General features: G+C 61.5%; 22 protein-coding genes. 4 read left to right on the top strand and 18 right to left on the bottom strand.

Features of this window, described 5'->3' with window-relative positions; all coding sequences use genetic code 11:
• Position 1: 1 nt before the first annotated feature.
• Positions 2 to 1,057, bottom strand: a complete 1,056-nt coding sequence (gene queA, locus ACP7EG_RS13790) for a tRNA preQ1(34) S-adenosylmethionine ribosyltransferase-isomerase QueA (protein ID WP_426088034.1) — start codon at positions 1,055 to 1,057, stop codon at positions 2 to 4.
• Positions 1,058 to 1,235: 178 nt separating this feature from the next.
• Here queA and recG point away from each other — a divergent pair, with 178 nt between their 5' ends.
• Positions 1,236 to 3,338, top strand: coding sequence for an ATP-dependent DNA helicase RecG (gene recG, locus ACP7EG_RS13795; RefSeq protein WP_426088035.1), 2,103 nt, complete (start codon positions 1,236 to 1,238; stop codon positions 3,336 to 3,338).
• A 125-nt stretch (positions 3,339 to 3,463) separates the two neighbouring features.
• On the opposite strand, the gene ACP7EG_RS13800 is transcribed toward recG, so the two are convergent.
• The 14 genes from ACP7EG_RS13800 to ACP7EG_RS13865 form a co-directional block, all read right to left on the bottom strand.
• Positions 3,464 to 3,955, bottom strand: coding sequence for an REP-associated tyrosine transposase (locus ACP7EG_RS13800; RefSeq protein WP_426088036.1), 492 nt, complete (start codon positions 3,953 to 3,955; stop codon positions 3,464 to 3,466).
• A gap of 277 nt (positions 3,956 to 4,232) precedes the next feature.
• Positions 4,233 to 4,358 (bottom strand): hypothetical protein, encoded by a 126-nt coding sequence (locus ACP7EG_RS13805; protein WP_257620246.1) that lies wholly within the window; start codon positions 4,356 to 4,358, stop codon positions 4,233 to 4,235.
• Complete coding sequence (locus tag ACP7EG_RS13810) at positions 4,358 to 5,572, bottom strand: MFS transporter (protein ID WP_426088037.1); 1,215 nt, start codon at positions 5,570 to 5,572, stop codon at positions 4,358 to 4,360. Before ACP7EG_RS13810 ends, ACP7EG_RS13805 begins: the two co-directional genes overlap by 1 nt.
• Positions 5,573 to 5,595: 23 nt before the next feature.
• Positions 5,596 to 6,597 (bottom strand): Gfo/Idh/MocA family protein, encoded by a 1,002-nt coding sequence (locus ACP7EG_RS13815; RefSeq protein ID WP_426088038.1) that lies wholly within the window; start codon positions 6,595 to 6,597, stop codon positions 5,596 to 5,598.
• Between the two features lies 1 nt (position 6,598).
• Positions 6,599 to 7,417: a DUF3025 domain-containing protein gene (locus ACP7EG_RS13820; protein ID WP_426088039.1), complete on the bottom strand. Its 819-nt coding sequence runs from the start codon at positions 7,415 to 7,417 to the stop codon at positions 6,599 to 6,601.
• Positions 7,418 to 7,424: 7 nt separating this feature from the next.
• Positions 7,425 to 8,489 (bottom strand): dihydroorotase, encoded by a 1,065-nt coding sequence (pyrC, locus tag ACP7EG_RS13825; RefSeq protein ID WP_096238158.1) that lies wholly within the window; start codon positions 8,487 to 8,489, stop codon positions 7,425 to 7,427.
• Between the two features lie 89 nt (positions 8,490 to 8,578).
• Entirely contained in the window at positions 8,579 to 8,914 is a 336-nt protein-coding gene (locus ACP7EG_RS13830; RefSeq protein WP_282409515.1) for a helix-turn-helix domain-containing protein, read from the bottom strand.
• Complete coding sequence (locus ACP7EG_RS13835; RefSeq protein WP_426088040.1) at positions 8,892 to 9,281, bottom strand: type II toxin-antitoxin system RelE/ParE family toxin; 390 nt, start codon at positions 9,279 to 9,281, stop codon at positions 8,892 to 8,894. Before ACP7EG_RS13835 ends, ACP7EG_RS13830 begins: the two co-directional genes overlap by 23 nt.
• A 165-nt stretch (positions 9,282 to 9,446) precedes the next feature.
• A complete protein-coding gene (locus ACP7EG_RS13840) occupies positions 9,447 to 10,895 on the bottom strand; it encodes an amidohydrolase family protein (protein WP_426088041.1) in 1,449 nt (482 codons plus the stop codon).
• A gap of 37 nt (positions 10,896 to 10,932) precedes the next feature.
• The gene (locus ACP7EG_RS13845; protein WP_096238162.1) at positions 10,933 to 11,658 is read right to left on the bottom strand and encodes an amino acid ABC transporter ATP-binding protein; all 726 of its coding nucleotides are present in this window, start codon (positions 11,656 to 11,658) and stop codon (positions 10,933 to 10,935) included.
• A 19-nt stretch (positions 11,659 to 11,677) separates the two neighbouring features.
• Positions 11,678 to 12,370, bottom strand: a complete 693-nt coding sequence (locus ACP7EG_RS13850; protein ID WP_071075163.1) for an amino acid ABC transporter permease — start codon at positions 12,368 to 12,370, stop codon at positions 11,678 to 11,680.
• A gap of 1 nt (position 12,371) precedes the next feature.
• On the bottom strand, positions 12,372 to 13,121 hold the full coding sequence (locus ACP7EG_RS13855) for an amino acid ABC transporter permease (protein ID WP_071075969.1): 750 nt from the start codon (positions 13,119 to 13,121) through the stop codon (positions 12,372 to 12,374).
• A gap of 97 nt (positions 13,122 to 13,218) precedes the next feature.
• Positions 13,219 to 14,175, bottom strand: coding sequence for an amino acid ABC transporter substrate-binding protein (locus tag ACP7EG_RS13860; RefSeq protein WP_426088042.1), 957 nt, complete (start codon positions 14,173 to 14,175; stop codon positions 13,219 to 13,221).
• A 196-nt stretch (positions 14,176 to 14,371) separates the two neighbouring features.
• A complete protein-coding gene (locus tag ACP7EG_RS13865) occupies positions 14,372 to 16,222 on the bottom strand; it encodes an ABCB family ABC transporter ATP-binding protein/permease (RefSeq protein WP_426088043.1) in 1,851 nt (616 codons plus the stop codon).
• Positions 16,223 to 16,358: 136 nt separating this feature from the next.
• On the opposite strand from ACP7EG_RS13865, the gene ACP7EG_RS13870 reads away from it, so the two are divergent.
• Positions 16,359 to 16,724: an acyl-CoA thioesterase gene (locus tag ACP7EG_RS13870; RefSeq protein ID WP_010401930.1), complete on the top strand. Its 366-nt coding sequence runs from the start codon at positions 16,359 to 16,361 to the stop codon at positions 16,722 to 16,724.
• Between the two features lie 21 nt (positions 16,725 to 16,745).
• The gene (locus ACP7EG_RS13875; protein ID WP_426088044.1) at positions 16,746 to 18,338 is read left to right on the top strand and encodes an alkaline phosphatase D family protein; all 1,593 of its coding nucleotides are present in this window, start codon (positions 16,746 to 16,748) and stop codon (positions 18,336 to 18,338) included.
• Here the strand turns inward: ACP7EG_RS13875 and ACP7EG_RS13880 are convergent.
• On the bottom strand, positions 18,335 to 19,201 hold the full coding sequence (locus tag ACP7EG_RS13880; protein ID WP_426088045.1) for a LytTR family DNA-binding domain-containing protein: 867 nt from the start codon (positions 19,199 to 19,201) through the stop codon (positions 18,335 to 18,337). The genes ACP7EG_RS13875 and ACP7EG_RS13880 overlap by 4 nt on opposite strands.
• A gap of 156 nt (positions 19,202 to 19,357) precedes the next feature.
• Here ACP7EG_RS13880 and ACP7EG_RS13885 point away from each other — a divergent pair, with 156 nt between their 5' ends.
• Positions 19,358 to 20,530: an acyltransferase family protein gene (locus ACP7EG_RS13885; protein WP_426088046.1), complete on the top strand. Its 1,173-nt coding sequence runs from the start codon at positions 19,358 to 19,360 to the stop codon at positions 20,528 to 20,530.
• On the opposite strand, the gene ACP7EG_RS13890 is transcribed toward ACP7EG_RS13885, so the two are convergent.
• Positions 20,527 to 22,209, bottom strand: a complete 1,683-nt coding sequence (locus tag ACP7EG_RS13890) for a long-chain-fatty-acid--CoA ligase (protein WP_426088047.1) — start codon at positions 22,207 to 22,209, stop codon at positions 20,527 to 20,529. The genes ACP7EG_RS13885 and ACP7EG_RS13890 overlap by 4 nt on opposite strands.
• Before the next feature lie 54 nt (positions 22,210 to 22,263).
• Positions 22,264 to 23,946 (bottom strand): long-chain fatty acid--CoA ligase, encoded by a 1,683-nt coding sequence (locus ACP7EG_RS13895; protein WP_426088048.1) that lies wholly within the window; start codon positions 23,944 to 23,946, stop codon positions 22,264 to 22,266.
• Positions 23,947 to 24,159 lie beyond the last annotated feature (213 nt).

Raw genomic sequence — 24,159 nt, forward strand, 5'->3', positions numbered from 1 at the left:
GTCAGTCTTTCACGGGAGTATCAAGGTTCAGTGCAGCGCGCGATTGCGTGGTCAGCAGCATCGCATCGCCATAGCTGAAGAAACGGTAGTTCTGCGCGATCGCATGCGCGTAGGCGCTGCGGATCGGCGCATAGCCGGCAAAGGCCGATACCAGCATGAGCAGGGTCGACTTCGGCAAATGGAAATTGGTGATCAGCCGCGTCACCGTTTTAAAAGCATAGCCGGGCGTGATGAACAGGGCCGTATCGGCGCTGCCCGCCACCAGCTGGCCGCTTTGCGAAGCCGATTCCAGCGCGCGCAAGCTGGTCGTGCCGACGGCCACCACGTCGCGCCCGGCAAGTTGGGCGGCACGCACGGCGTCGACGGTGTCCTGCGGCATGGTGTACCACTCGGTGTGCATCTTGTGTTCGGCCAGTACTTCCGTGCGCACGGGCTGGAAAGTGCCGGCGCCCACGTGCAGGGTCACATAGGCAAAGTTGACGCCCTTCGCTTTCAACTGGTCGAGCAGGGCCTGGTCGAAATGCAGGCCGGCCGTCGGCGCGGCGACAGCGCCGGGCACCTTGTTGAACACGGTCTGGTAGCGCGTCTCGTCAAATTCGTCCGCATCGTGCTCGATGTACGGCGGCAGTGGCAGCCGGCCATGCGCCTCGATCAGCTCGAACACGTCGGCCTCGAAGTGCAAGGTAAAGAATTCGCCGGCGCGCTGGCCTACCGTCACATCGAAGGCGTCGGCCAGGCGGATGCGGCAGCCGGGCGGCGGCGACTTCGAGGCGCGCACCTGGGCCAGCACGGTGCGGTCGTCCAAGACACGCTCGACGAGCGCCTCTATCTTGCCGCCGCTTTCCTTCACGCCAAAGAAGCGCGCCTTGAGTACGCGGGTATCGTTCATTACCAGCAGGTCGCCCGCTTGCAACAGCCCGACGATGTCGGCAAAGCTGCGGTCGACCAGGGCATCGCCGTCCAGATGCAACAGGCGCGAAGCGCTGCGCTGGGCCAACGGAGTTTGCGCAATGTTTTCTTGCGGCAAATTAAAATCGAAATCGGAAAGCGAATACATGCGTTTTGCTTCAAAAGTACGTCAAAAATGATTAGGAGTGCGCAATGGAACATCTGGCACTATACTGTGCGCCTATACAGGCATTACAATAATCCGCCGCAACAAATTATGACTGCGGTACGCACAGGGTGTGCCGGACAACCCTCTATTTTACGCTAGCGGCACAAAAATCTCCGATATGTCCGAACCCAAGCCCGATCTTCCTCCCACAGCCAAGCCTGCCGCGAAGCCGAAAGCCGCCAAAAAAGCGGTCAGCACGGAAAGCCGGCTGGCCAAACTGGGCTTGCGCACGGATATGGACCTGGTGCTGCACTTGCCGATGCGCTACGAGGATGAGACGAAGGTCTACACGATACGCGATGCCTGCCTGCGCGGCGGCGAGTCGTGGCAAGTGGAAGGCGTCGTCACCAAGTGCGAAGTCAATTTCAAGCCGCGCAAGCAATTGCTGGTGACGATCGCCGACGAAACGGGCAATTTGCTGCTGCGCTTCATGAATTTCTACGGTAGCCAGGTCAAGCAACTGGCCGAAGGCACGCGAGTACGCGCGCGTGCCGAACTCAAACACGGCTTTTTCGGCGCCGAGATGGTGCACCCGACGTATAAAGTCGTCAACGAGGGCGCGCCGCTGCCCACGGCCCTGACGCCCGTGTACCCGTCCGGCGAAGGCTTGTCGCAGCACGTGCTGCGGCGCGAGATCGCCGACGCCATGCGCCGCATCGACTGGCACGATACCTTGCCTGACGATTTGTTGCGCCAGATGCAGCTGTCGCCGTTCCGCGCCGCCGTGCATTTGCTGCACTATCCGCCGCAGGACATCGATGAAAGCGCGCTGATGGACCGTTCGCACCCGGCCTGGGTGCGCATGAAATTCGATGAGCTGCTGGCGCAGCAGCTGTCGCTGAAACGCGCCCAGCGCGCGCGCCGCTCGAAAGGCGCCGCACAGCTAGCAGTCGTCGGTACCCTGTCGCATGCCTTTGGTGCCGCCCTGCCCTTCAAGCTGACGGGCGCACAGGCCCGCGTGCTCGAGGAAATCCGCGCCGACCTGCACCAGCCGTATCCGATGCAGCGCTTGCTGCAAGGCGACGTCGGCAGCGGCAAGACGGTGGTGGCGGCATTGTCCGCCACGCAAGCGATCGACAGCGGCTACCAGGCCGCGCTGATGGCGCCCACGGAGATCCTGGCGGAGCAGCACTTCCGCAAGATCGCTGCCTGGATGGAGCCGCTGGGCGTGAAGGTAGCCTGGCTGACGGGCAGCCTGAAGAAAAAGGAAAAGACGGCAGCGCTGGCCCTGATTGAATCGGGCGAGGCGCAACTGGTGATCGGCACGCATGCACTGATCCAGGACAATGTGCTGTTTGCCAAACTGGGCCTGGTGATCGTCGACGAGCAGCACCGCTTCGGCGTGGGTCAGCGCCTGACCCTGCGCAACAAGGGCGACAGCGCGGCCGTGCCGCACCAGCTGATGATGTCGGCCACGCCGATCCCGCGCACCCTGGCCATGACGTATTACGCCGACCTGGAAGTGTCAGTGATCGACGAGCTGCCGCCCGGACGCAGCCCCATCGTCACGCGCGCCATTGACCAGAACCGGCGCGACGAAGTCATCGCCCGCGTGTATGCGGCCGCGCTGGAAGGCCGGCAAGTGTACTGGGTCTGCCCGCTGATCGAGGAATCGGAAGCGCTGCAGCTGCAAACGGCCACCGACACTTACATGATGCTGGCCGAAGCCCTGCCCGCGCTGCAGGTGGGCCTCGTGCACGGCCGCTTGAAGCCGGCGGAAAAGCAGGAAGTGATGGATGCCTTCATCGCCGGCCATATCCACGTGCTGGTGGCCACCACCGTCATCGAGGTGGGCGTCGACGTACCGAACGCCTCGCTGATGGTGATCGAGCACGCCGAGCGTTTTGGCTTGTCGCAGCTGCACCAGTTACGTGGCCGCGTGGGCCGCGGCACGGCGGCCAGCGTCTGCCTGCTGCTGTATCAAGGCCCCTTGGGCGGCGTGGCGCGCCAGCGTTTGATGACCATGCGCGAGACGACGGACGGTTTTGAAATTGCCCGCCGCGACCTGGAAATCCGCGGCCCCGGGGAGTTTCTTGGCGCGCGCCAGTCCGGCCAGGCCATGCTGCGCTTCGTCGACCTGGAGACGGATCAATGGCTGGTAGATCAGGCGCGCGACGTGGCGCACGACCTGCTGCACGCCACCACCGCGACGGCGGCGGCCACCGTGGAAGCGCATCTGGCGCGCTGGCTGGGTGGCAAGGAAGAGTTTTTAAAGGTGTAAATCTGGTATTGCTGGCTTTTAGGTGTTGTCGGATTACGCGATAGACGTGGCGGCAGGTCGGGTAGGTCGGATTAGCGTAGCGTAATCCGACTTCTGACGTAATCCGACAACATTGTTAGCGCTCCTCACTCCCGCCCAACACCCTCAATCGCCACACCGTCCCCACCCCAATCCTCTGCACACAAGCCATGCTTGACATACCGGTGAAAACTGGAATACGGCCAATCGATAACTTTGCCCACTAAACCATGTTTGACAGGGTTGTAATGGATGTAATCGACATGATTTATCAATTCGCGTTCGTCGCGTAGCACATGCTCCCAGTAGCGATGCTGCCAAACGTCTTTCAATCCTGCATGCTTGCTGAACCACGTCTTGATCAGCCTCCAGCGCGTCATGAAATCGGCATCGCCTTCAGGCAGGGTCCAGATGCAGTGCAGGTGATCGGGCAGAATGACAATGGCTTCGATGGCGAATGGCCGTTTCTGGCGCACGACGCGAAAAGCATCCCGCAGCACGTCCACGGCAGTGGCGGTAGCAAAAACGGGCCGGCGACGGGCAGTCACCACCGTGAAGAAAAAACTGCCGCCTGGCTGGTATGCGCGTAGGTACTGCATGATTTCAGGGGATTGTCGGATTACGGTCTGCGGCCTAAGCGCCATCAATATTGCTTATTTCCCGATGTTGTCGAATTACGGCCTGCGGCCTAAGCGCCATCGATATTGCTTATTTCCCGGTGTTGTCGGATTACGGCCTGCGGCCTAATCCGACCTACGCGAAAAGACACCGCAATAGGTCGGGTAGGTCGGATTAGCGTAGCGTAATCCGACTTCTGGCGTAATCCGACTTCCAGCGTAATCCGACTTTTCGCAAACTACCTTGCGCCCGCGCAGTCTACATACACATCCAGAAGCGGTTCGCCAGGTCGAGCATGAAGTCCGGCCGCAGATAGGCCAGGAAGACGATGGCCAGCAGCGCGGCGCCAGCCAGGCGCCACAGCCATGTGCGCCAGCTGGCCATTACGCGGCCACCGCCACGCGCTTGACGGCGCGCTCGTCGATGGGCAGGTTGATCAGTGCGGCCAGCAAGCCCAGGCCGATGGTGATCATCCAGACGATGTGGTAACTGCCCTGGTGCTCGTACAGATAGCCGCCCAGCCACGCGCCCAGAAAACTGCCCACCTGGTGAGAGAAGAACACCATCCCGGCCAGCATCGACAGGTGCTTGACGCCGAAGATGCCGGCGATGATGCCGTTCGTCAGCGGCACCGTCGACAGCCACAGCACGCCCATGCCGGCGGCAAACAGGTACACCGACCACGCCGACAAGGGCGCCAGCAGGAACACGGTGATGACCACGGCGCGCGTCACGTAGATGGCCGACAGCAGGTAGCGCTTGGCAATCTTGCCACCGAGTTTGCCCGCGTAATAGGAGCCAACGATATTGAACAGGCCGATCAGCGCCAGCGCCGTGACGGCGATGTTCGGATTCATCAGGCCCTGGTCCTTCAGGTAGGCCGGCAAATGCACGCCGATGAAGACCAGCTGGAAACCGCAGACAAAATACCCTGCCAGCAGCAGCCAGAACGAGCGGCTGGCGATGGCTTCGCTGAAGGCCGCGCCAACGCTTTGCTGCGGGCCACTGGCGTGCGAGACGGGTGGCTCGCGCAAATAAAAGGCCATCGGGATCATGGCCAGCAGCACCAGCGCGGCCAGCACATAGAAGGCGTTCTGCCAGCCCACGGCGGAAATCAGTTGCTGCTCCACCGGCATCATCAGGAACTGGCCAAACGAGCCGGCCGCCGACGAGATGCCGAAGGCCCACGAGCGCTGCTCGGGCGGCGCGCTGCGGCCGATGATGCCGCTGATGGCACCAAAGGCAGTGCAGGCCAGCGCCAGGCCGATGAAGATGCCGGAACCGGCGATGAACAGGGCCGGTTGCGTCACGAGCGCCATCCACACCAGGCCCGCCATGTAGCTGATGGCGCCGACGATGACGACGCGCATGGTGCCGAAACGGTCGGCCGCCATGCCGGCGAACGGGCCGAAGACGCCCCACATCAGGTTTTGCATGGCCAGCGCCAGCGAATACGTTTCGCGCGTCCAGCCATTCGCTTGCGAGATCGGCTGCATCCAGAAGCCCAGGCCGTGGCGCACGCCCATCGCCAGGGTCAGGACGACGCCGCTGGCGATCAGGACGGTTTTCAGGCTGGGACGGGATGAGTGCAATGTCATGGAGGATTCCTGTTTGGGCCTGTTCACGCCTGGTCGGCGCTGAGGTCGGAGCGATACACCAGACCGATCTGGCCGCGCATGGTGTCAAGGTTGTGCATCAGCGCCACGCTGTCGGCGTGCGGCATGACGGGGCTTTCCAGCAGGCCGGCGCGGATGCAGCGCATCGCTTCGATCGCCTCATGCGCGTAGCCATTGCCCAAGTGGGGCATGGCGACGACGCGGCGTTCGCCATCCATCGTTTCGACGATCAGATGATCGGGTTTGTAAAAACGGTTGGGCAGGCGAATCCGCCCCAGGCTGCCGGAAATGGTCATTTCCGTCGGCGTTTGCGCGCGCAGGCTACAGGCGCAGGACGAGGTGCCGCCACCCGCGTGCAGCAAGGAAAATACGACCTGCTCATCGACACCGGTGGCACCCATTTCAGCGAGCGCCTGCACCTGCGATACCGGGCCGAGGAAGAACGCCGCCATCGACAGCGGATAGATGCCCACGTCGAGCAGCGCGCCACCTCCCAGCTCCGGATTGAACATGCGGTGCTCGGGCGGGAAATTGGCGACAAAGCCGATATCGGCCTGCACCTGCTGCAGCACGCCGATTTCACCGCTGGCGATGATACGCTGCGCTTCCTGCACGGCGGGCAGGAAGCGGCTCCACATGGCTTCCATCAAAAACAGCTTTTTTTCGCGTGCCATATCGACCACGGCCTGCGCTTCGCGCGCGTTCATGGTGAACGGTTTTTCGCACACGACGTGCTTGCCGGCGGCCAGGCACAGCAAGGCGTTTTCCGCATGCAGGGTGTGCGGCGTGGCGATGTAGATCACGTCCACGCCGGGGTCCATGGCCAGCGCCTGGTAGGAACCGTGGCAACGTTCGATGCCGAATTCGGCGCCGAAGGCCTGTGCGCTGGCATCGCTGCGCGAAGCGACCGCCACCAGCTGCGCGCCGGGCGCATCGCGCAAGCCCTGGGCCATCGCGCGGGCGATCTTGCCGGTGCCGAGGATGCCCCAGCGGACGGTATTTTCCATGCTATTGATCTCTTTCTGCGCCAGCTGCCTTGCGCTTCGGGCGGAACACCGCCGCGTCATTGTAAAAATCGTCGTCCTGCCCCTCGCACCAGCCGGGCAAACCCAGCACGGGTAGCGGCGTGAAGTCTGCAGTGGTGAGGCCTTGCTGGGCCAGGTCTTGCGCCACGCGCTCGTCGAGCCAGGCGCGGCGTGCCGCATCATCGAGTGCGAAGTAGGCGTCGCCGGCAAAGATCACGCGCGTATGCGCCGTGATGGCCTTGCGCGGCGCCACCAGTTTTTCCATCAGCGCGTGGCCAAACAGCCAGACTTCGGCGTCGCCGCCGGTGCCAAATTTCTCGCGCTGCGCAATGAACGCGCTGCGCCAGTCGTGTCCGCGCAAGGCCGCTTCCAGCGCGCGTCCGGCATCGCTGTCGCGCAGCACCAGCAAGGCGGAATTCTCATCGAAAATCGTCGCGCCATCGCGTGCCGGACCACGCGACTTGCCGACGCCGGACAGGGCAATCTGCGCCGCCTGCAGCGCGTTCAATTGCCGCTTGATGCGCGGGAAGGTGAGCCACACGAGCGCGTTGAAAAAATCGTGCAGATTGTCGCGCGTGGGCACGCCGCCCGTCGCGCCGATGAACTCTTCGTAGGCCACGCCTTCGGGCAAGTCCGCTTGCGGCACGAAGGCCAGCGGCAGGCCGGTGGGATTGCGCAAGTCCAGCGCGCGCGCCCGTCCGTTCAGCGCCACGATCACCGTGTCGCGCTGCAGGTCCAGCTGCCGTCGCGCCGGCAGCACCGTGGCAAACCAGGGGCGGGTCCAGTCTATCGATGGCAGCATGGAGCGCTTAGACCATTTTCCAGTTGATCTGCTCGCCCGCGTTGAGCGGAATCACATGGCTGTCGCCCAGCGGCAGCGAGGCTGGCAAGGTCCAGCTTTCGCGCTTCAGGGTGATGCTGTCCGTGTTGCGCGGCACGCCGTAGAAGGCCGGGCCGTGGAAGCTGGCGAACGCTTCCAGTTTATCCAGCGCGCCGGCCCGTTCGAACGCTTCGGCATACATTTCCATCGCGTGCAGGGCCGTGTAGCAACCGGCGCAGCCGCAAGCCATTTCCTTGGCGCCTTGCGCGTGCGGCGCCGAGTCGGTGCCGAGGAAGAAACGCTCGTCGCCGCTGGCGGCGGCCGTCATCAGCGCCAGGCGGTGCTCTTCGCGCTTCAGGATGGGCAGGCAGTAGTAATGCGGACGGATGCCGCCCTTGAAAATCTCGTTGCGGTTGTACAGCAGATGATGCGCCGTGATGGTGGCGGCGATCGGGCCTTCCGCTTCGGCCACATACTGCGCCGCATCCTTGGTGGTGATGTGCTCGAACACCACGGACAGGGCCGGGAAGGCGCTGCGCAGCGGACGCATCACGCGCTCGATGAAGACGGCTTCGCGGTCGAAGATGTCAATTTCCGGGTCCGTCACTTCGCCGTGCACGAGGAAGGGCATGCCCACTTCCTGCATCACTTCGAGCACCTTGTAGCAATTCTTCAAATCCGTCACGCCCAGGTCGGAATTCGTCGTGGCACCGGCCGGATACAATTTGACAGCCTGCACGATGCCGCTGTCCTGCGCGCGGCGAATTTCGTCGGGCGAAGTATTGTTCGTCAGGTACAGCACCATCAGCGGATCGAAGTTCACGCCTTGCGGCACGGCGGCCAGGATGCGCTCGCGGTAGGCGCTGGCATCGGCCGTGGTGGTGACGGGCGGTTTCAGGTTCGGCATGACGATGGCGCGGCCAAACTGGCGCGCGCTGTGCGGCAGCACGCTGGCCATGACGGCGCCATCGCGCAGGTGCAAATGCCAGTCATCCGGACGGGTAATGGTGATGGAGGATGGAACGGCGGCTGGGGTGTGATCGAGTGTGGACATGGCGGCTGCTCTCAGGCGGTCATTGCGAATAACGCCATTTTACCAGCCGCGGGGCAGCAGCACAGGCCGGGGGACGCGAGTGAGGAAGCTCAGGCGACAGCCAGTTTCAGATGGCCGATAGCGTTGGCGGCCGGCTTGACGCTGATCTCGATGTCGTAACCGAGGCGGTTCAGGCAATCCATCAGTTTGCGTTCGGACAGACCGGAAAAATCGCCACGCAACATGCCTGACACCTTGGGTTGCGCGATCCCCATGCGCCGCGCCGCTTCTTCCTGCGTCAATTCCAGCTTGCGCATGGCATTGCGGATTTCCCCCACCAGGCCGGACTTGATTTGCAGCTTGTCGGCGCCGGGCAGGCCCAGGTCGGCAAAGACGTTACCGCTGGACAGTTCAAACTCGGTCTCATCGACGATATGTTTTTTCATGGCGTAACTCCTCGATCCATTGTTGTGCACTCTGCAGGCGGGCGCGCACCGGATCCATTTCCTGCTTCGGCGTCGCGATACCGCTCTTGCTCTTCTTTTGGAAGCAGTGCAGCACGAACACCTCCTCCTCGAACTTCACCGTGTAGACGGCGCGATAGGTGCCACCCACACCATCGTCGATGATTTCCAGCACGCCAGCACAGCCAAAACCGTGCAATACCTTGGCGCTGTCATGGCGGTCACTGCGCTGCGCCAGGTCCGGCGCATGGCCGAAGAATGAACGGATGTCCACAGGCAAGGCCATCAACTCTTTCTTGGTGGAAGCAACCCACACCAGCGGCTTGTGAGGCTTTGGAGTGACCTTCATGAATTATACCTTTATTAGTATAAAAAGGAAGGATTTGACTGGTAAAGAATCAGCGTACGGCGGATTGACTGGAGATCGTTTTCGGCAAACCAAGCGCGAGCGGCTGACAGACGGCAAAACGGCCGGTATCAACCGGCCGTTTTTACTAAAAGAGAACGCAGAAGATCAGGACTTGGCCGGCGCCGTCTCCTGCTGCGCCACCCAGGCGCGAATATCGGCCAGCATCTGGTCCAGCGCGGCGCGGTCGTACACGTGGCCACGGCTGACCACCAGGCGGATCTGGCGCGTGGCTTTGATGTCCTGCAGCGGGTTCGCGTCGAGCACCAGCAAATCGGCCGCCTTGCCGGCCGCCACGCTGCCGTAGCGCTCCAGCTTGCCCAGGAAGCGGGGACCGTTGATGACAGCCGACTGCAAGGCTTGCTGCGGCGTCAGGCCGTACTGCACGTACAGGCCGATTTCATCGTGCAGGGCCTGGCCCGGATAGTCGAAGGAATTCAAAAAGCCCGCATCGGTGCCGGCGATGATGCTCACGCCCTGCTGCTGCAAAATCGGCAGCAGCTTTGCCGATTGCTCGAACTGCGCATGGCGCTGGGCGATCGCTTCCGGGCCATCCTTGGCGGCGCGCTGCACGCGCCAGTCGTAGGTGGCGCGCAAGCCCTTGCCGATGTATTGCAGGGCGGGATCGTGCGTGTGGTCTTCACGGTCCAGGTAAGCCGTCACGCGCGAACCCCACAGGGTCGGCACGATGGCCGTGCCGCGTGCAGCCAGGTAGCTGAAGGCCTTGCGCGCCGTCGGCTCGTCGTAGCTTTGCACGCTGGCGTGCATGGCTTCCTTGCCCGTCATCGCGCCGGCGGCCACCTTGTCCGTCAGCTCCTGCTCGCGCGGCGTGGTGGCGCGCAGCAGGTACGATTGATGTTCGATCGTGCCCAGGCCCGCATCGGCCATCTGCTCCAGGGTCAGCTGCACAGGGATATGGCCCGAAGTGCGCATGCCCCGCTCGCGCGCCTGGCGCAGCGCTTCCAGGTACAGCTCCGGCTTCAGGGTGTTTTCCGTGATTTTCACGAAGTCGACCTGCTGCGCCTGCAGGCCATCGAGCGCGCGGGTGACCTCCTGCGGCGTGCCCACTTCGATGGTGCCCTTCCATAGCGGCTTGATGCCTTCGAGCTTGGCGCCGGACGTGAAAATCGTCGGGCCTTGCAGCTGGCCCGCGTTGATTTGCTGGCGCCATGCCAGCACCGTGTCGGGCAAGTCGCCCGAGCAGTCGCGCACCGTGGTGATGCCATGCGCCAGGTACAAAGGCAACAGCTGCTTGTTCTCGTCGATCAGCTCGGGGCCGCCGCCGAAATGCACGTGCGTATCCCACAGGCCCGGCATCAGGTATTTGCCGGGCAGGCGGATGGTCCGCTTCGGCGCGTAGCTGCGCAGCTGCGCGTCATCGACGACGGCGACGATGCTGTCGCCCCTGAGCAGCACCGTTTTTCCGGCGACCGCCTTACCGGCAGCAACGTCGATCAGGGTGGCGTCGCGCAGGGCGATGTCGACGGCGATCCTGTCGGCCGCGTGGGCATGCGCGAGCAGGCCCAGCGCCAGCATGGCACCGGCTAAGTGTTTCATGTCAGGCATTCGCACTCAACTTCAAAGTGATGAACAATTAATGGATGATCTTGGCCAGGAAATCGCGCGCGCGGTCCGAGCGCGTGGTGTTGAAGAAGTCATCCTTGCTGCAATCCTCGATGATCTTGCCCTGGTCCATGAAGACGATGCGGTTGGCCACGCGCCTGGCAAAGCCCATTTCATGGGTGACGACCATCATCGTCATGCCTTCCTGCGCCAGGCCCACCATCACGTCGAGCACCTCGTTGATCATTTCCGGATCGAGCGCCGAAGTGGGCTCGTCGAACAGCATGGCGATCGGGTCCATCGACAGCGCACGGGCGATCGCCACGCGCTGCTGCTGGCCGCCCGACAGCTGGCCGGGGAATTTATCCTGCTGCGACAGCAGGCCCACGCGGTCCAGGTATTTCAAGCCCTTGGCATTGGCTTCGTCGGCGCTGCGACCGAGCACCTTGATCTGGCCGATGGTCAGGTTTTCGCGGATGGACAGGTGCGGAAACAGCTCGAAATTCTGGAACACCATGCCGATGCGCGCGCGCAGTTTCGACAAATTCGTCTTCGGGTCGTTGACGGTGATACCGTCGACGATGATCTGCCCCTGCTGTATCGGTTCGAGGCCGTTGACGGTCTTGATCAGGGTCGACTTGCCGGAGCCGGACGGGCCGCAAATGACCATCACGTCGCCCTTGGCGACCTCGGTGGTGCAGTCGGTCAGTACCTGGAACTGGCCATACCATTTGCTGACGTTATTGAGTTCGATCATCTTGTTCTTTCTTTTACGGTTAGCGAATGATGGCGACGCGTTTCTGCAGGCGTTTTACCAGGAACGACAAGGCATAGCACAGCACGAAATACACGACGGCGACAAACACATACATTTCCACCAGGCGGCCATCGCGCTGCGCGATTTTCGAGGCGGCGCCGACGAAATCGGGGATCGACAACACGTACACGAGCGACACGTCCTGGAACAGCACGATGGTCTGCGTCAGCAGCACGGGGATCATGTTGCGAAAGGCCTGCGGCAGCACGATGCTGCCCATGGTCTGCCGGTAATTCATGCCCAGCGCCTGCCCGGCCCATACCTGGCCGCGGGGAATCGACTGTATGCCACTGCGCATGATCTCGCAATAGTAGGCCGCCTCGAACATGATGAAGGTGATCAGCGCGGAAGAAAACGCGCCCACTTTCACAGGCTCGTCGGCGCCGATGACCCAGGCGGCGATGTACGGCACCAGGAAATAGAACCAGAAGATCACCAGCACCAGCGGGATCGAGCGTATCAGGTTGACGTAGCTCGATGCCACGCCCGAGATAAGGCGGTTGCTGGACAGGCGCATCAGCGCCAGCAGTGTGCCCAGCACGATGCCGCCCACCATGGCCAGCGCCGTCAGTTTCAGGGTGAAGACCATGCCGGTCTGGAACAGGTAAACCCACGAGCGGGAGATGACATCGAAATCGAAGTTACCTAACATGTCAGTGTCCTCCCGTCTTGGCGCCGGCGACGATGAAGCCCGGGATGGCGACCTTTTTCTCGATCAGGTGCATCAGTACCACCACCAGCAGATTGACGACGACGTAAATGATGGTGGCAGCCGAAAACGCCTCGAATACCTGGAAGGAAAACTCCTGGATGGCGCGCGCACTGGCCGTCAGTTCGATCAGGCCGATGGTCAATGCCACGGAACTGTTCTTGATGATGTTCAAGAATTCGCTGGTCAGCGGCGGCATGATGACGCGCGCGGCCATCGGCAGCAAGATGAAACGATAGGTTTGCGGCAGGGTCAGGCCCAGCGCCGTGCCGGCCAGTTTCTGCCCGCGCGGCAGCGCCTCGATACCCGTCGTGACCTGCACGGCCACGCGCGAGGAGGTAAAGAATCCCAGGCATAAAACGGCCGTGACGAATGGCGCGTTCGGCAGCGACTTGACCCAGGCGCCCAGGTCCGGCGGCAGCAATTCCGGCATGACGAAATACCACAGGAACATCTGCACCAGCAGCGGCACATTGCGGAACAATTCGACGTAGGCATTGGCCACGTTCACCAGCCATTTGTTCGGCAGGGTACGGACGGTGCCGATCACCAGGCCCAGGATCAAGGCCATGATCCAGGCCGCACCGGCCGTGGCCAGGGTCCACACCAGGCCGGACCACAGGGTATCCATATACGTGCCCACGCCATCGGGGGACATCTCCCAGAAGATGCGCCAATTCCAGTTGTAATTCATGATCATCCTTCCCATGCAGCTCGAGGAAAGCGGCCAGCCGCCTACCCCGCAAATGAAACCGGGAGGCTTGCGCCCCCCGATTTGTTACGCACTCTTATTACTTTTTCCGTTTGTCCGAAGTCTTCTGCGCTTCGGGCACGGTCGCGTACGCGGCCGGGTCACCGGAGTCGGTCGGATTCGCAAACACGGCCTTCAATTGCGGCGGCATGGGGAATTTCAGGTTGATATTTTTCGGCGGGATCGGCGAGGTAAACCATTTCGCATAAATACGGTTGATGTCGTCGCTCTTGTACAGGCGGATCAGCGCTTCGTCGACCACTTTCTTGAAGGCTGGATCGCCCTTGCGCAGCATGATGCCGTACGGCTCGACCGACAGCGCTTCCTTGGTGATTTCGTAGTCGTTCGGGTTTTTCGAGTTGGCCACTTGCGACGCCAGCAGGATGTCGTCGTTGGCTTCGGCCACCGCGCGGCCCGTTTCCAGCATCAGGAACGATTCAGGATGATCCTTGCCGACGGCAATCGTCATGCCCAGGTTCTTTTCCTTGTTCAAAATCGTCATCTGCTTGATGGTCGACGTGCCGGCCGTGGCCACCAGGGTCTTGCCGCGCAAGTCTTCCAGCGTCTTGATGTTCGAGGTTTTTTTCGACAGCACGCGGTTGCCGATGACAAACATGGTGGGCGCGAATGCCACCTGCTGCTGGCGCTCCAGGTTGTTCGTGGTCGAGCCGCATTCGAGGTCGATGGTGCCGTTGGCCATCAGCGGAATGCGGTTGGCCGAGGTGACGGGGCTCATCACCACTTTCAGTTCGGTCAGGCCCAGGTGCTTTTGCAGGGCCGTGACGACTTTCATGCACAGATCGATCGAATAACCCTGGTATTGCTGCTTGTCATCGAGATAGGAGAAGGGCACGGAGCCGTCGCGCACGCCGAGGGTGACGGAACCGGCTTTCTTGATCTTGGCCAAGGTGCCGGTCAATTCCTGAGCCTGGACTGGCGACATGCTGCTGATGACGCCGACGCTGAGCAGCGTGGCGATGATTTTGGTCAATTTCATAAATTCTCCTGGACGGACAAACCGGATACAAAGCCGGACGAAACAACTGTGGTGCAAACGCCACCAATGGAATTAATTTTATTTCATTTTCAGCGCCGAACCAGCCGTTTTCTGCGATTGCCGTCAAATAGGCGCTATACGCGCGCCGGAATCAGCGCGGCTGTAGCATTTTTCCTACTGATTGTCCCCCGCCGATTTATTTTGCCGGCGCCAGCCCCGCCAACTCCTCCTCTTGCGCCTCATCATCCATATTCGCCTGCTGGCGTTGCCACATCTGCGCATACAAGCCATTCGCGGCCAGCAATTGCGGATGCGTGCCCCGCTCGACGATGCGGCCATGGTCGAGCACCAGGATTTGCTGGGCGTCGGCCACCGTCGACAGCCGGTGCGCAATCACCAGGGTGGTGCGGTTTTTGGCGATGTCCTTCAATTGCGCCTGGATCGCCTGTTCGGCCTTGGAGTCGAGCGCCGACGTCGCTTCGTCGAAGATCAGGATGGCCGGGTCCTTCAGCAAGGTGCGGGCAATCGCCACGCGCTGCTTTTCACCGCCCGACAGCTTCAAGCCCCGCTCGCCCACCATGGAATTGTAGCCATCCGGCAAGCTTTCAATAAAATCATGGATCGACGCCGCTTTTGCCGCCGCCACGATGGCGTCCTTGCTGGCGCCCGGCTTACCGTAGGCGATGTTGTATTCGATGGTGTCGTTGAACAGCACCGTGTCCTGCGGCACGATGCCGATGGCGGCGCGCAAGGAATCCTGCGTAATACTGCGCAAATCCTGGCCATCGATGGTGATGCTGCCGCCATCGACTTCGTAAAAGCGGAACAGCAAGCGCGACAGGGTTGACTTGCCCGAGCCGCTGTGACCCACCACGGCCGTGGTGGTGCCGGCCGGAATCTGGAAATCCACGTCGAACAGGATTTGCCGCTTGGCTTCATAGCTGAAATTCACATGCGCAAAGCGCACGGCCGCGCCCCGCGTGACAAGCGGACTTGCGTCCGGCGTATCGGCGATTTCGCGGTTCTCGTTCAGCAACGAAAACAGGCGCTCCATGTCGGCCAGGCTTTGCTTGATTTCGCGGTAGATGACGCCGAGGAAATTGAGAGGGATGTACAGCTGGATCATGAAGGCATTCACCAGCACCAGGTCGCCCAGGGTCATGCTGCCGTTGATCACGCCCACCGTGGCGCGCCACAGGATCAAGGTGACGGCCGTGGCGATGATCAAGGACTGGCCCGTATTGAGCAGCGACAAGGAAGTCTGCGATTTCACGGCCGCCGATTCATAACGCTGCAAGCCTTCGTCGTAGCGCTTCGCCTCGTAATCCTCGTTGCCGAAATATTTCACAGTTTCATAGTTGATCAGCGAATCGATGGCCTTGGTGTTGGCCTTCGAGTCGAGGTCGTTCATGGTGCGGCGGAAATGCGTGCGCCAGTTCGTCACCAGCACGGTAAACGCGATGTAGGACACCAGCGCCACCGCCGTGATCACGCTGAACCAGATGTCGTAATGCAAGACAAGATAGCCGAGCACGAGGGTGATTTCCACCAAGGTCGGCAAGATGTTGAACAAAGTATAGGAAATGAGCGAGCCGACGCTGCGCGTGCCCCGTTCGATATCGCGCGTCATGCCGCCCGTCTGGCGATTCAAATGAAAACGCAGGGACAAGGCATGCAGGTGGCGGAACACTTGCAGCGCGATGGTGCGCACGGCCCGCTGCGTGACCCTGGCAAACAGGAATTCGCGCAACTCCGTAAACAAGGTGGTCGACAGGCGCAGCAAGCCATACGCCACCAGCAAGCCGACCGGTAACACCAGCAGCGCTTGCGGATGGGCCGCCGTAATCGTCATGGCGTCGACGAGTTTTTTCAGGATCAGGGGCACGCCCACGTTGGCCAGCTTGGCGCCCACCAGGCATAGCAGCGCCAGCAATACTCTCCATTTGTAGACCCATAGATACGGCAGCAAGGTCTTGATGGTGGCGAAATCGCTGTGGCTGGCGGAGGCTGGCGAGCGGGGCGGAGGAGGAGTCTGGGAACGGCGCATGGCGAAGGTCAGCTTTTTATGGTTCAATCGGGGCAATTGTAGCCTTTCATGAGAATAAAAGATGAGCACCTCCCCCGACCGTCCTGATAACTGCCTCGCCTCCGGCCTGCCCGCCGGAAAAATGCCGGAATTGCGCATGATGCCCGCGCCATCCGACGCCAATGTGTACGGCGACGTCTTCGGCGGCTGGATCATGGCGCAAGTCGATATCGCCGGTTCCCTGCCGGCCACGCGGCGCGCCAATGGCCGTGTCGCCACCATCGCCGTCAATTCCTTCGTCTTCAAAAACCCCGTGTTCGTCGGCGATCTTCTGTCCTTCTACGCCGAAATCGTCAAGGTTGGCAATACCTCGATCACCGTCAATGTCGAGGTGTATGCCGAGCGCAACCGCCTGCAGGCATGCATCGTGAAAGTCACGGAAGCGACCCTGATCTACGTGGCGACGGACTCCGACCGCAAGCCGCGCAAGGTGCCACCGATCGAGACCTTATTGTCGTCTTGATTGTCGCAATAATTCCACACTATGGATAGCCAGCGCCGCATCTTTCTGCAGAGCGCTGCGCGCATCACGGCGCTGGCCGCCGCCGGCAGCGTGCTGTCCGGCTCCAGCGCGAGCGCTGCCACGCGCCTGAACGGCAACGGCTATCCGTTTGCGCTCGGTGCCGCCTCCGGCTCGCCCTTGCCGGACGCCGTCGTGCTGTGGACGCGCATCTGTTACGACCCGCTGCAGGCAGCCGCCACGCCCGCCATCGCCCTGAACGTGCGCTGGGAAGTGGCCGAAGACGAGGCTTTTCGGCGCATCGCCGCCAAGGGCCAGTCCACGGCCACGCCCGCCCTGGCGCACAGCGTGCACGTCGACGTGGGCGGCCTGGCGCCAGGACGCTGGTACTGGTACCGCTTTATGCTGGGTGACGCCGTCAGCCCCGTGGGCCGCACGCGCACGGCGCCCGCCGCCGACAGCCTGCCCGCCTCGCTGAAGCTGGCCGTGGCTTCGTGCCAGCACTGGGAATTCGGCGCGTATGCGGCGCACCGGCACATCGCAGCAGCCGCGCCCGATCTGGTGGCCTTCCTCGGCGATTACATTTATGAATGGGGACCGTACCAGCTGCAGCACCCGAGCAGGGCCATGCGCACGCACGAAAGTTTTACCCTGGACGAGTACCGCGCCCGCTATGCGCAATACAAGAGCGACCACGACTTGCAGGGCGCACACCTGGCCGCGCCGTGGATCGTCACCTGGGATGACCATGAAGTGGCCAATGATTACGGTAACGACCGCGACGAATTGCTCACGCCCACCTTTTTGCAGCGCCGCGCGGCCGCCTACCAGGCGTTTTATGAGCACATGCCGCTGCGTCTGCTGCCGCTGGGCAGCCGCGGCTTTGTCGACATGCGCATCTACCAGCGCTATGACTGGGGCCGGCTGGCGCGCTTCCACGTACTGGACGACCGGCAATACCGCGCCTATCACGCGTGCGCTAGGCCGGGCCGCGGCGGCTCCAATTCCGTCACCACGCGCCACTGCCCCGACTTGCTGAAACCGCAGCGCAGCATGCTGGGTGAGGAGCAGCAGCGCTGGCTGCAAGCAGGACTCGACAACTCGCCCGCGCGCTGGAATATCCTGGCCCAGCAAACCCTGATGGCGCAATCGAGCCAGGTGCCCATCCTGCGGCCCGGCGACGAGCGCGTCTGGACCGATGGCTGGGATGGCTATCCGATGGCGCGCCAGCACCTGCTCGACGCCCTGCGCAGCAGCAAGGCCAGCAACCCGCTGGTGCTGTCGGGCGACGTGCATACCTTTTATGCCTCCGAGCTGAGCCGCAACGCCATGCGCCCCACCGGCAAGAGCAATCCCGTGCTGGCCACCGAGTTTTGCGGTACCTCCATCACGTCCAGCTCGCGCCCGCAGGCGCGCACCGAGCAATATGTGGCGATGAACCCGCACATCCGCTACGGACGCAGCGACAAGCGTGGCTATATGTTGATGGAGATCACGCCAGAGAAAACCACGACCCTGTTCCAGGGCCTGGAGAATGTGCGCGACAGCACTTCTACCATCGCGACACTGGCCAGTTTCACCGTCCAGGACGGCAAGGCGGGCTTGCAGCCCACTTAGCAGGTACTTTTCAAGGCATCGCGGTAGCGCCGGCTGACGGGTACTTCCCCGCCCGTGGATAGCACGGCACGCGCATCGCCCGATTCCAGCGGCACGATGCTCTGTACGAAATCAAGGTTGACGATATAGCTGCGGTGCACGCGCACAAAGCGCTTGCCGTCGAGGCGGCGCTCGATGGCGGCCATGGTCGAGCGCAGCGGATAATCGTGTCCGCGCACATGCAGGTTCACGTAATTCCCCCAGGCCTGTATCCACTCGATATCGGCAGCCGGCAACAGAAAATCCTTGCCCAGCTTGCGTACCAGGAAGCGTTCCGGCTGCTGCACCGGCTCCACGGCTGGGCCTTCATCGGGTTCGCCCAGCAGTGTCGCCTCGCCTTGCCAGCGCATCAGCAGCAACTGGTAAAAGCCCACGGCCAGCAAGACGAGGAAGTAAGCACGCACATCTTTCAGGTATTCATACGGCAACTCGCGCCACCAGTCGCCAAAATCATAGTGGCTGCCCTGGCTCCAATAAGCAATTTTGCGCAAGGCCACCATGGCCACCACATGCACCAGGCTGTAGACGACCGACGCAGCCAGGTGCCAGCGCAGGTTCTGGCGCTGGAACACCAGATGCAGCGGCCGGTACTGTCCCGCCAGCACGACCACAGGCACCAGCGCCAGCAACACAAGATTGCTGCTCCACTCCCACACGGCCACTTCCCAGAATTGCGTATTGACGCCGGCGCGCCGCAGGTCGAGCCAGACCAGCCAGCTGTTGACGCTGGCCTGCAGCAGAGTCAGCACGATCCAGAATCCCGGCTCGGCCACGCGGCGCCAGCGTTGATAACGTTGCAACAGGTCGGTGGAAGGGACGCGCATGGCTTCGGCAGGTAAATTAGTTGCACGATTGTAACGTCCCACACCCGTCCCAGGCGATCCATTCGTCCCAGCCAGCCGTCCGCTGGTCACTTCGCGCTGGCTGCCAGCCCCGCCGCTGCCTATGCTGGGCCTTCCTTCACCACTTGCCCACCGATCATGACCATGGACTCCCGCCGTCACGATATCGACGCCTTGCGCTTTCTCGTCTTCAGCCTGCTGATTGTCTACCACACTGCCCTGCTGTACATGGATGGATGGAACTTTCACATGCACAGCACTTACGCCACCGATGCCTTGAACATGCCGCTGGTCTTCATTAACCGCTGGCGCATGGAAATCGTCTTTCTCATCTCCGGCGTGTCGTGCGCCATGATGACGCTGACCTCGCGCGGCGCCTTCCTCTGGCGCAGAATCAAGCGCTTGCTGCTGCCGCTGCTGTTCGGCATGGCCATCATCATTCCCATCCAGCCATATTGCGAAGGGGTCAGCAACGGCCTGGTCGAACCCGGCTATGGACAGTTCCTGCTGCATTACTTTGGCGGCCATGCCTGGCCGGCCGGCGCCTTCGCAGGCTGGCAATATGGTTTTACGTGGAATCACTTGTGGTATCTGGTGTACTTGCTGCTGTACATCATCGTACTGGTGGCGCTGCAGCCGCTGCTGGCAGCGCTGCGCCCCCTGTTCCAGCACTTGCGCGGCTGGCGCTTGCTGGTATTGCCTGCGCTGCCCACCCTTGCCGCCACGGTGTTCCTGAAAATGCGCTATCCGGAAACCCATGCGGTGGTGCACGACTGGTATGCGCACAGCATCTATTTCACCATGTTCGTGTATGGCTGGTGGCTGGGTAATGACAAGGGATTGTGGGCAGAACTGTCGCGCCTGCGCTGGCAGACGCTATGGCTGGGTCTGGGCGCGTTTGCCGTGTACATGGTATTTGACCAGATTTATTCGGAAAACCTGCTGACCTGGGCCTCGGCCGGCTCCTGGCCCATGCGCAACCTGTATATGTGGCTGGCCATCTGCGCCATCCTGGGCTGGTCGCATACGCTATTGAACCGCCCGTTTGCCTGGCTGCCTTGGGCCCGTCAGGCCGTCTTTCCCTGGTACATACTGCACCAGAGCGCGATCGTGCTGCTGGCCTACTGGCTGGTGCCCCTGAAGCTGGGCCCCGTGCTCGAAGCGCTGCTGATATTGGCTGGCACGGTGGCGACCTGCTGGCTGGGAACCTCGCTGCTGATCAGCAAGGTGAACTGGCTGCGCCCCTGCTTCGGCTTGCCCGCCCGCCCAGGGCGGAACCTGGAGGCGGACACAGCCATGGCTGCGAACTAAGCCACCTTCTTCTCGTCGCGTAATTGACGGCGCAAAATCTTGCCGACGTTGGTTTTCGGCAATTCATCGCGGAACTCGATGTATTTCGGTTTCTTGTAGGCCGTCAATTCATGCTTGCAATGCTCGCGGATCTGTTCCACCGTCAGGTTCGGATCCTTGCGCACGACAAACACTTTCACGGCTTCGCCCGCGTTGGCGTCCGGCACGCCGATGCACGCGCATTCCAGCACGCCCGGGCACGATGAAACCACGTCTTCCACTTCATTCGGATACACGTTGAAGCCGGAGACGATGATCATGTCTTTCTTGCGGTCCACGATCTTCACGTAGCCGCGCTCGTCCATGACGCCCACGTCGCCCGTCTTGAAGTAGCCATCGGCCGTCATCGACTTGGCAGTTTCGTCCGGACGCTGCCAGTAGCCGGCCATCACTTGCGGGCCGCGCACGGCGATTTCGCCCGGTTCACCCAGCGGTACTTCCACGCCATCGTCGTTCAAGATCGCCACTTCCGTCGACGGGAAAGGCAAGCCGATGGTGCCCGTGAATTCCGTGATATCGACGCGGTTGCCCGTCACCACGGGCGATGTTTCTGACATGCCATAGCCTTCGATCAGCGGACAGCCCGTCAGTTTCAGCCAGCGTTCGGCCACGTTGCGCTGCAGGGCCATGCCGCCGCCATTGCACACCTTGTAGCTGGAGAAATCGAGCTTGGCAAACTCGGCATTGTTCAGCAGCGCGTTGTACAGGGTATTGACGGCCGGGAAGACGACGATCTTGTGCTTGGCCAATTCCTTGACGAAACCGGGGATGTCGCGCGGATTGGGAATCAGCACGCTCATGCCGCCCAGGCGCATGCCCATCAGGGCGCTGACCGTCAGCGAATAGATGTGATACAGGGGCAAGGCGCACATGAAGCCCATCGAGGTGGCGCGCATTTCAGGCGTCATCACGGGCGACATCCACGCCTCGTTCTGCAGCACGTTGGCGATCACGTTACGGTGCAACAGCATCGCGCCTTTTGAGACGCCCGTCGTGCCTCCCGTGTATTGCAGGAAGACGATATCGTCATGCCCCTGCTGCACCGGCTGCAAGGTCAGGCGCGCGCCTTCGGCCAGCATCTTGTTGAAACTGATGGCGCCCGGCAAGGAAAACGCGGGCACCATTTTCTTGATCTTGCGCACGACGAAATTAACAATCGTGCCCTTCAAGCCACCCAGCAAATCGCCCATGGTGGCGACGATCACATGCTTGACCTGGGTATGCGGCAACACCTGCTCCACCGTGGTGGCGAAGTTTTCCAGCACGATGATCGCTACACTGCCCGAATCGATCAGCTGGTGCTGCAATTCACGGGGCGTGTACAGCGGGTTGACGTTCACCACCGTGTAGCCGGCGCGCAAAATCGCCGCCATGGCCACCGGATATTGCAGCACGTTCGGCAGCATGATCGCCACGCGCGCCCCCCGTTGCAGGCCCTTGCTTTGCAGCCAGGCCCCCATCTGCTGCGACAACTGGTCGAGCTCGCGGTAGGTAAGGAATTTATCCATGCACACGAAAGCGTTGCGGTCCGCATATTTCTGGAACGACTCTTCCAGCAAATGCGTCACGGAACGGTATTGCGTGCAGTCTATCTCTGCGGGAACGCTGTCCGGGTACGACTTCAACCAAATCTTGTCCATCTCGCCTCATCTTTATCTGTAAAAGGGATGCGCCTCCTGGCGCATCCACATTGTTTATGCTGCTATCTTTTTCTCGTCACGCAGGGCGCGACGCAAAATCTTGCCGACGTTGGTCTTCGGCAGTTCATCGCGGAACTCGATGTATTTCGGCCGCTTGTAGCCCGTGAATTGTTCCTTGCAATACGCGGCCAGCACTGCCTGGGTCAGGTTCGGGTCCTTGCGCACGACAAACACTTTCACGGCTTCACCCGAATGCTCATCGGGCACGCCCACGCAGGCGCACTCGAGCACGCCCGGATGGGCTGCGATAACGGCTTCGACTTCGTTCGGATACACGTTGAAGCCGGAGACGAGGATCATGTCTTTCTTGCGATCCACGATTTTCACATAACCGCGCTCATCCATGATGCCCACGTCTCCCGATTTGAAATAGCCGTCGGACGTCATGACCTTGGCCGTTTCATCGGGACGGTTCCAGTAGCCACTCATCACTTGCGGGCCACGGATGGCGATCTCGCCCGTCTGCCCCAGCGGCACTTCCTTGCCGTCATCGTCGAGAATCGCGATCTCGGTCGACGGAATCGGCAAGCCGATGGTGCCGGAAAACACCGTGCTGTCGGCGCGGTTGCACGTGGCGACGGGCGACGTTTCCGACAGGCCATAACCCTCGATGATGGACACGCCCGTCGCTTGCAGCCACTTGTCATTGACGGCTTGCTGCACCGCCATGCCGCCGCCATTGGCGATCTTCAAGCCCGAGAAGTCGAGCTTGGCGAAGTCGGGGTGATTCACCAGCGCGTTATACAGCGTATTGACCGCTGGCAGCAGGTTGAACTTGTATTTGCCCAGTTCCTTGATCAGGCCCGGGATATCGCGCGGGTTCGGGATCAGGATATTCAGGGCGCCCACGCGCGTGCCCCACATCGCGCACGCCGTCAGGGCAAAGATATGGTACAGCGGCAAGGCGCAGACGATGATCAGCTGCTCGCGGCTGTTCGGATCGAGCGCCGCGCCCGACCAGGCTTCGCTCTGCAGCACATTGGCGATCACATTGCGGTGGCTCAAGGTCGCACCTTTTGACACGCCCGTGGTGCCACCCGTGTATTGCAGGAAGGCGGCGTCGTTGATGCTCAGCTCGACGGGCGTGAGTTTCATGCGGCTGCCCAGCGCCAGCGCCTGCTTGAAACGCATGGCGTTCGGCAAGGAATACGCGGGCACCATCTTCTTGACGTTGCGCACGACAAAATTGACGAGCATGCCCTTCAAACCGCCCAGCATCTCGCCCATGCTGGCGACGACGATGTGCTTGATGGCCGTCTTGCTCAACACTTGTTCCAGCGTATGGGCGAAGTTTTCCAGCACGATGATGGCTTCGCTGCCCGAATCGTTGAGCTGATGCTCGAGTTCGCGCGGCGTGTACAGCGGGTTGACGTTGACCACCGTGTAACCGGCGCGCAGCACGGCGGCGATCGCCACCGGATACTGCAGCACGTTTGGCATCATCAGGGCGACACGCGCACCCTTTTTCAAGCCACGGCTTTGCAGCCAGGCACCGAGCTGGCGCGAATAGGTATCGAGTTCGGCATAGGTGAGAAATTTGTCCATGCAGACATAGGCATTGCGGTCTGCATATTTTTGAAACGCTTCTTCCAGCAAATGCACCAGCGAACGATATTGATCAGGATCGATGTCGGCGGGAACGCCGGGAGGATACGACTTCAGCCAAATTTTTTCCATCCTGTGCCTCTTGTCTCGAATAATCGTGGGGGAGCCGGCGCAGCCTGCCGGCGCGGATCATTGCTGCGGATTCTGTCGTCCTGCAGTCAGTTTGAGCATTTTGACGAGCAATTGCTCTATGCTACTAATGCGATGCTATCGGGCGCCGCGCTTCCATGCAAGCGCTTTCAACAGTATTCGAGCAGCAACTCTAGGGGCATTTTGTGCTGCACT

This window comes from Janthinobacterium sp. PSPC1-1, assembly GCF_049897625.1.
GTDB classification, from domain to species: domain Bacteria; phylum Pseudomonadota; class Gammaproteobacteria; order Burkholderiales; family Burkholderiaceae_D; genus Janthinobacterium; species Janthinobacterium tructae.

Bases quoted from the DNA above. Each gene is read 5' to 3' on its own strand.
- queA (WP_426088034.1), bottom strand. From the start codon at position 1,057: ATGTATTCGCTTTCCGATTTCGATTTTAATTTGCCGCAAGAAAACATT.
- recG (WP_426088035.1), top strand. From the start codon at position 1,236: ATGTCCGAACCCAAGCCCGATCTTCCTCCCACAGCCAAGCCTGCCGCG.
- ACP7EG_RS13800 (WP_426088036.1), bottom strand. From the start codon at position 3,955: ATGCAGTACCTACGCGCATACCAGCCAGGCGGCAGTTTTTTCTTCACG.
- ACP7EG_RS13805 (WP_257620246.1), bottom strand. From the start codon at position 4,358: ATGGCCAGCTGGCGCACATGGCTGTGGCGCCTGGCTGGCGCCGCGCTG.
- ACP7EG_RS13810 (WP_426088037.1), bottom strand. From the start codon at position 5,572: ATGACATTGCACTCATCCCGTCCCAGCCTGAAAACCGTCCTGATCGCC.
- ACP7EG_RS13815 (WP_426088038.1), bottom strand. From the start codon at position 6,597: ATGGAAAATACCGTCCGCTGGGGCATCCTCGGCACCGGCAAGATCGCC.
- ACP7EG_RS13820 (WP_426088039.1), bottom strand. From the start codon at position 7,417: ATGCTGCCATCGATAGACTGGACCCGCCCCTGGTTTGCCACGGTGCTG.
- pyrC (WP_096238158.1), bottom strand. From the start codon at position 8,489: ATGTCCACACTCGATCACACCCCAGCCGCCGTTCCATCCTCCATCACC.
- ACP7EG_RS13830 (WP_282409515.1), bottom strand. From the start codon at position 8,914: ATGAAAAAACATATCGTCGATGAGACCGAGTTTGAACTGTCCAGCGGT.
- ACP7EG_RS13835 (WP_426088040.1), bottom strand. From the start codon at position 9,281: ATGAAGGTCACTCCAAAGCCTCACAAGCCGCTGGTGTGGGTTGCTTCC.
- ACP7EG_RS13840 (WP_426088041.1), bottom strand. From the start codon at position 10,895: ATGAAACACTTAGCCGGTGCCATGCTGGCGCTGGGCCTGCTCGCGCAT.
- ACP7EG_RS13845 (WP_096238162.1), bottom strand. From the start codon at position 11,658: ATGATCGAACTCAATAACGTCAGCAAATGGTATGGCCAGTTCCAGGTA.
- ACP7EG_RS13850 (WP_071075163.1), bottom strand. From the start codon at position 12,370: ATGTTAGGTAACTTCGATTTCGATGTCATCTCCCGCTCGTGGGTTTAC.
- ACP7EG_RS13855 (WP_071075969.1), bottom strand. From the start codon at position 13,121: ATGAATTACAACTGGAATTGGCGCATCTTCTGGGAGATGTCCCCCGAT.
- ACP7EG_RS13860 (WP_426088042.1), bottom strand. From the start codon at position 14,175: ATGAAATTGACCAAAATCATCGCCACGCTGCTCAGCGTCGGCGTCATC.
- ACP7EG_RS13865 (WP_426088043.1), bottom strand. From the start codon at position 16,222: ATGCGCCGTTCCCAGACTCCTCCTCCGCCCCGCTCGCCAGCCTCCGCC.
- ACP7EG_RS13870 (WP_010401930.1), top strand. From the start codon at position 16,359: ATGATGCCCGCGCCATCCGACGCCAATGTGTACGGCGACGTCTTCGGC.
- ACP7EG_RS13875 (WP_426088044.1), top strand. From the start codon at position 16,746: ATGGATAGCCAGCGCCGCATCTTTCTGCAGAGCGCTGCGCGCATCACG.
- ACP7EG_RS13880 (WP_426088045.1), bottom strand. From the start codon at position 19,201: ATGCGCGTCCCTTCCACCGACCTGTTGCAACGTTATCAACGCTGGCGC.
- ACP7EG_RS13885 (WP_426088046.1), top strand. From the start codon at position 19,358: ATGACCATGGACTCCCGCCGTCACGATATCGACGCCTTGCGCTTTCTC.
- ACP7EG_RS13890 (WP_426088047.1), bottom strand. From the start codon at position 22,209: ATGGACAAGATTTGGTTGAAGTCGTACCCGGACAGCGTTCCCGCAGAG.
- ACP7EG_RS13895 (WP_426088048.1), bottom strand. From the start codon at position 23,946: ATGGAAAAAATTTGGCTGAAGTCGTATCCTCCCGGCGTTCCCGCCGAC.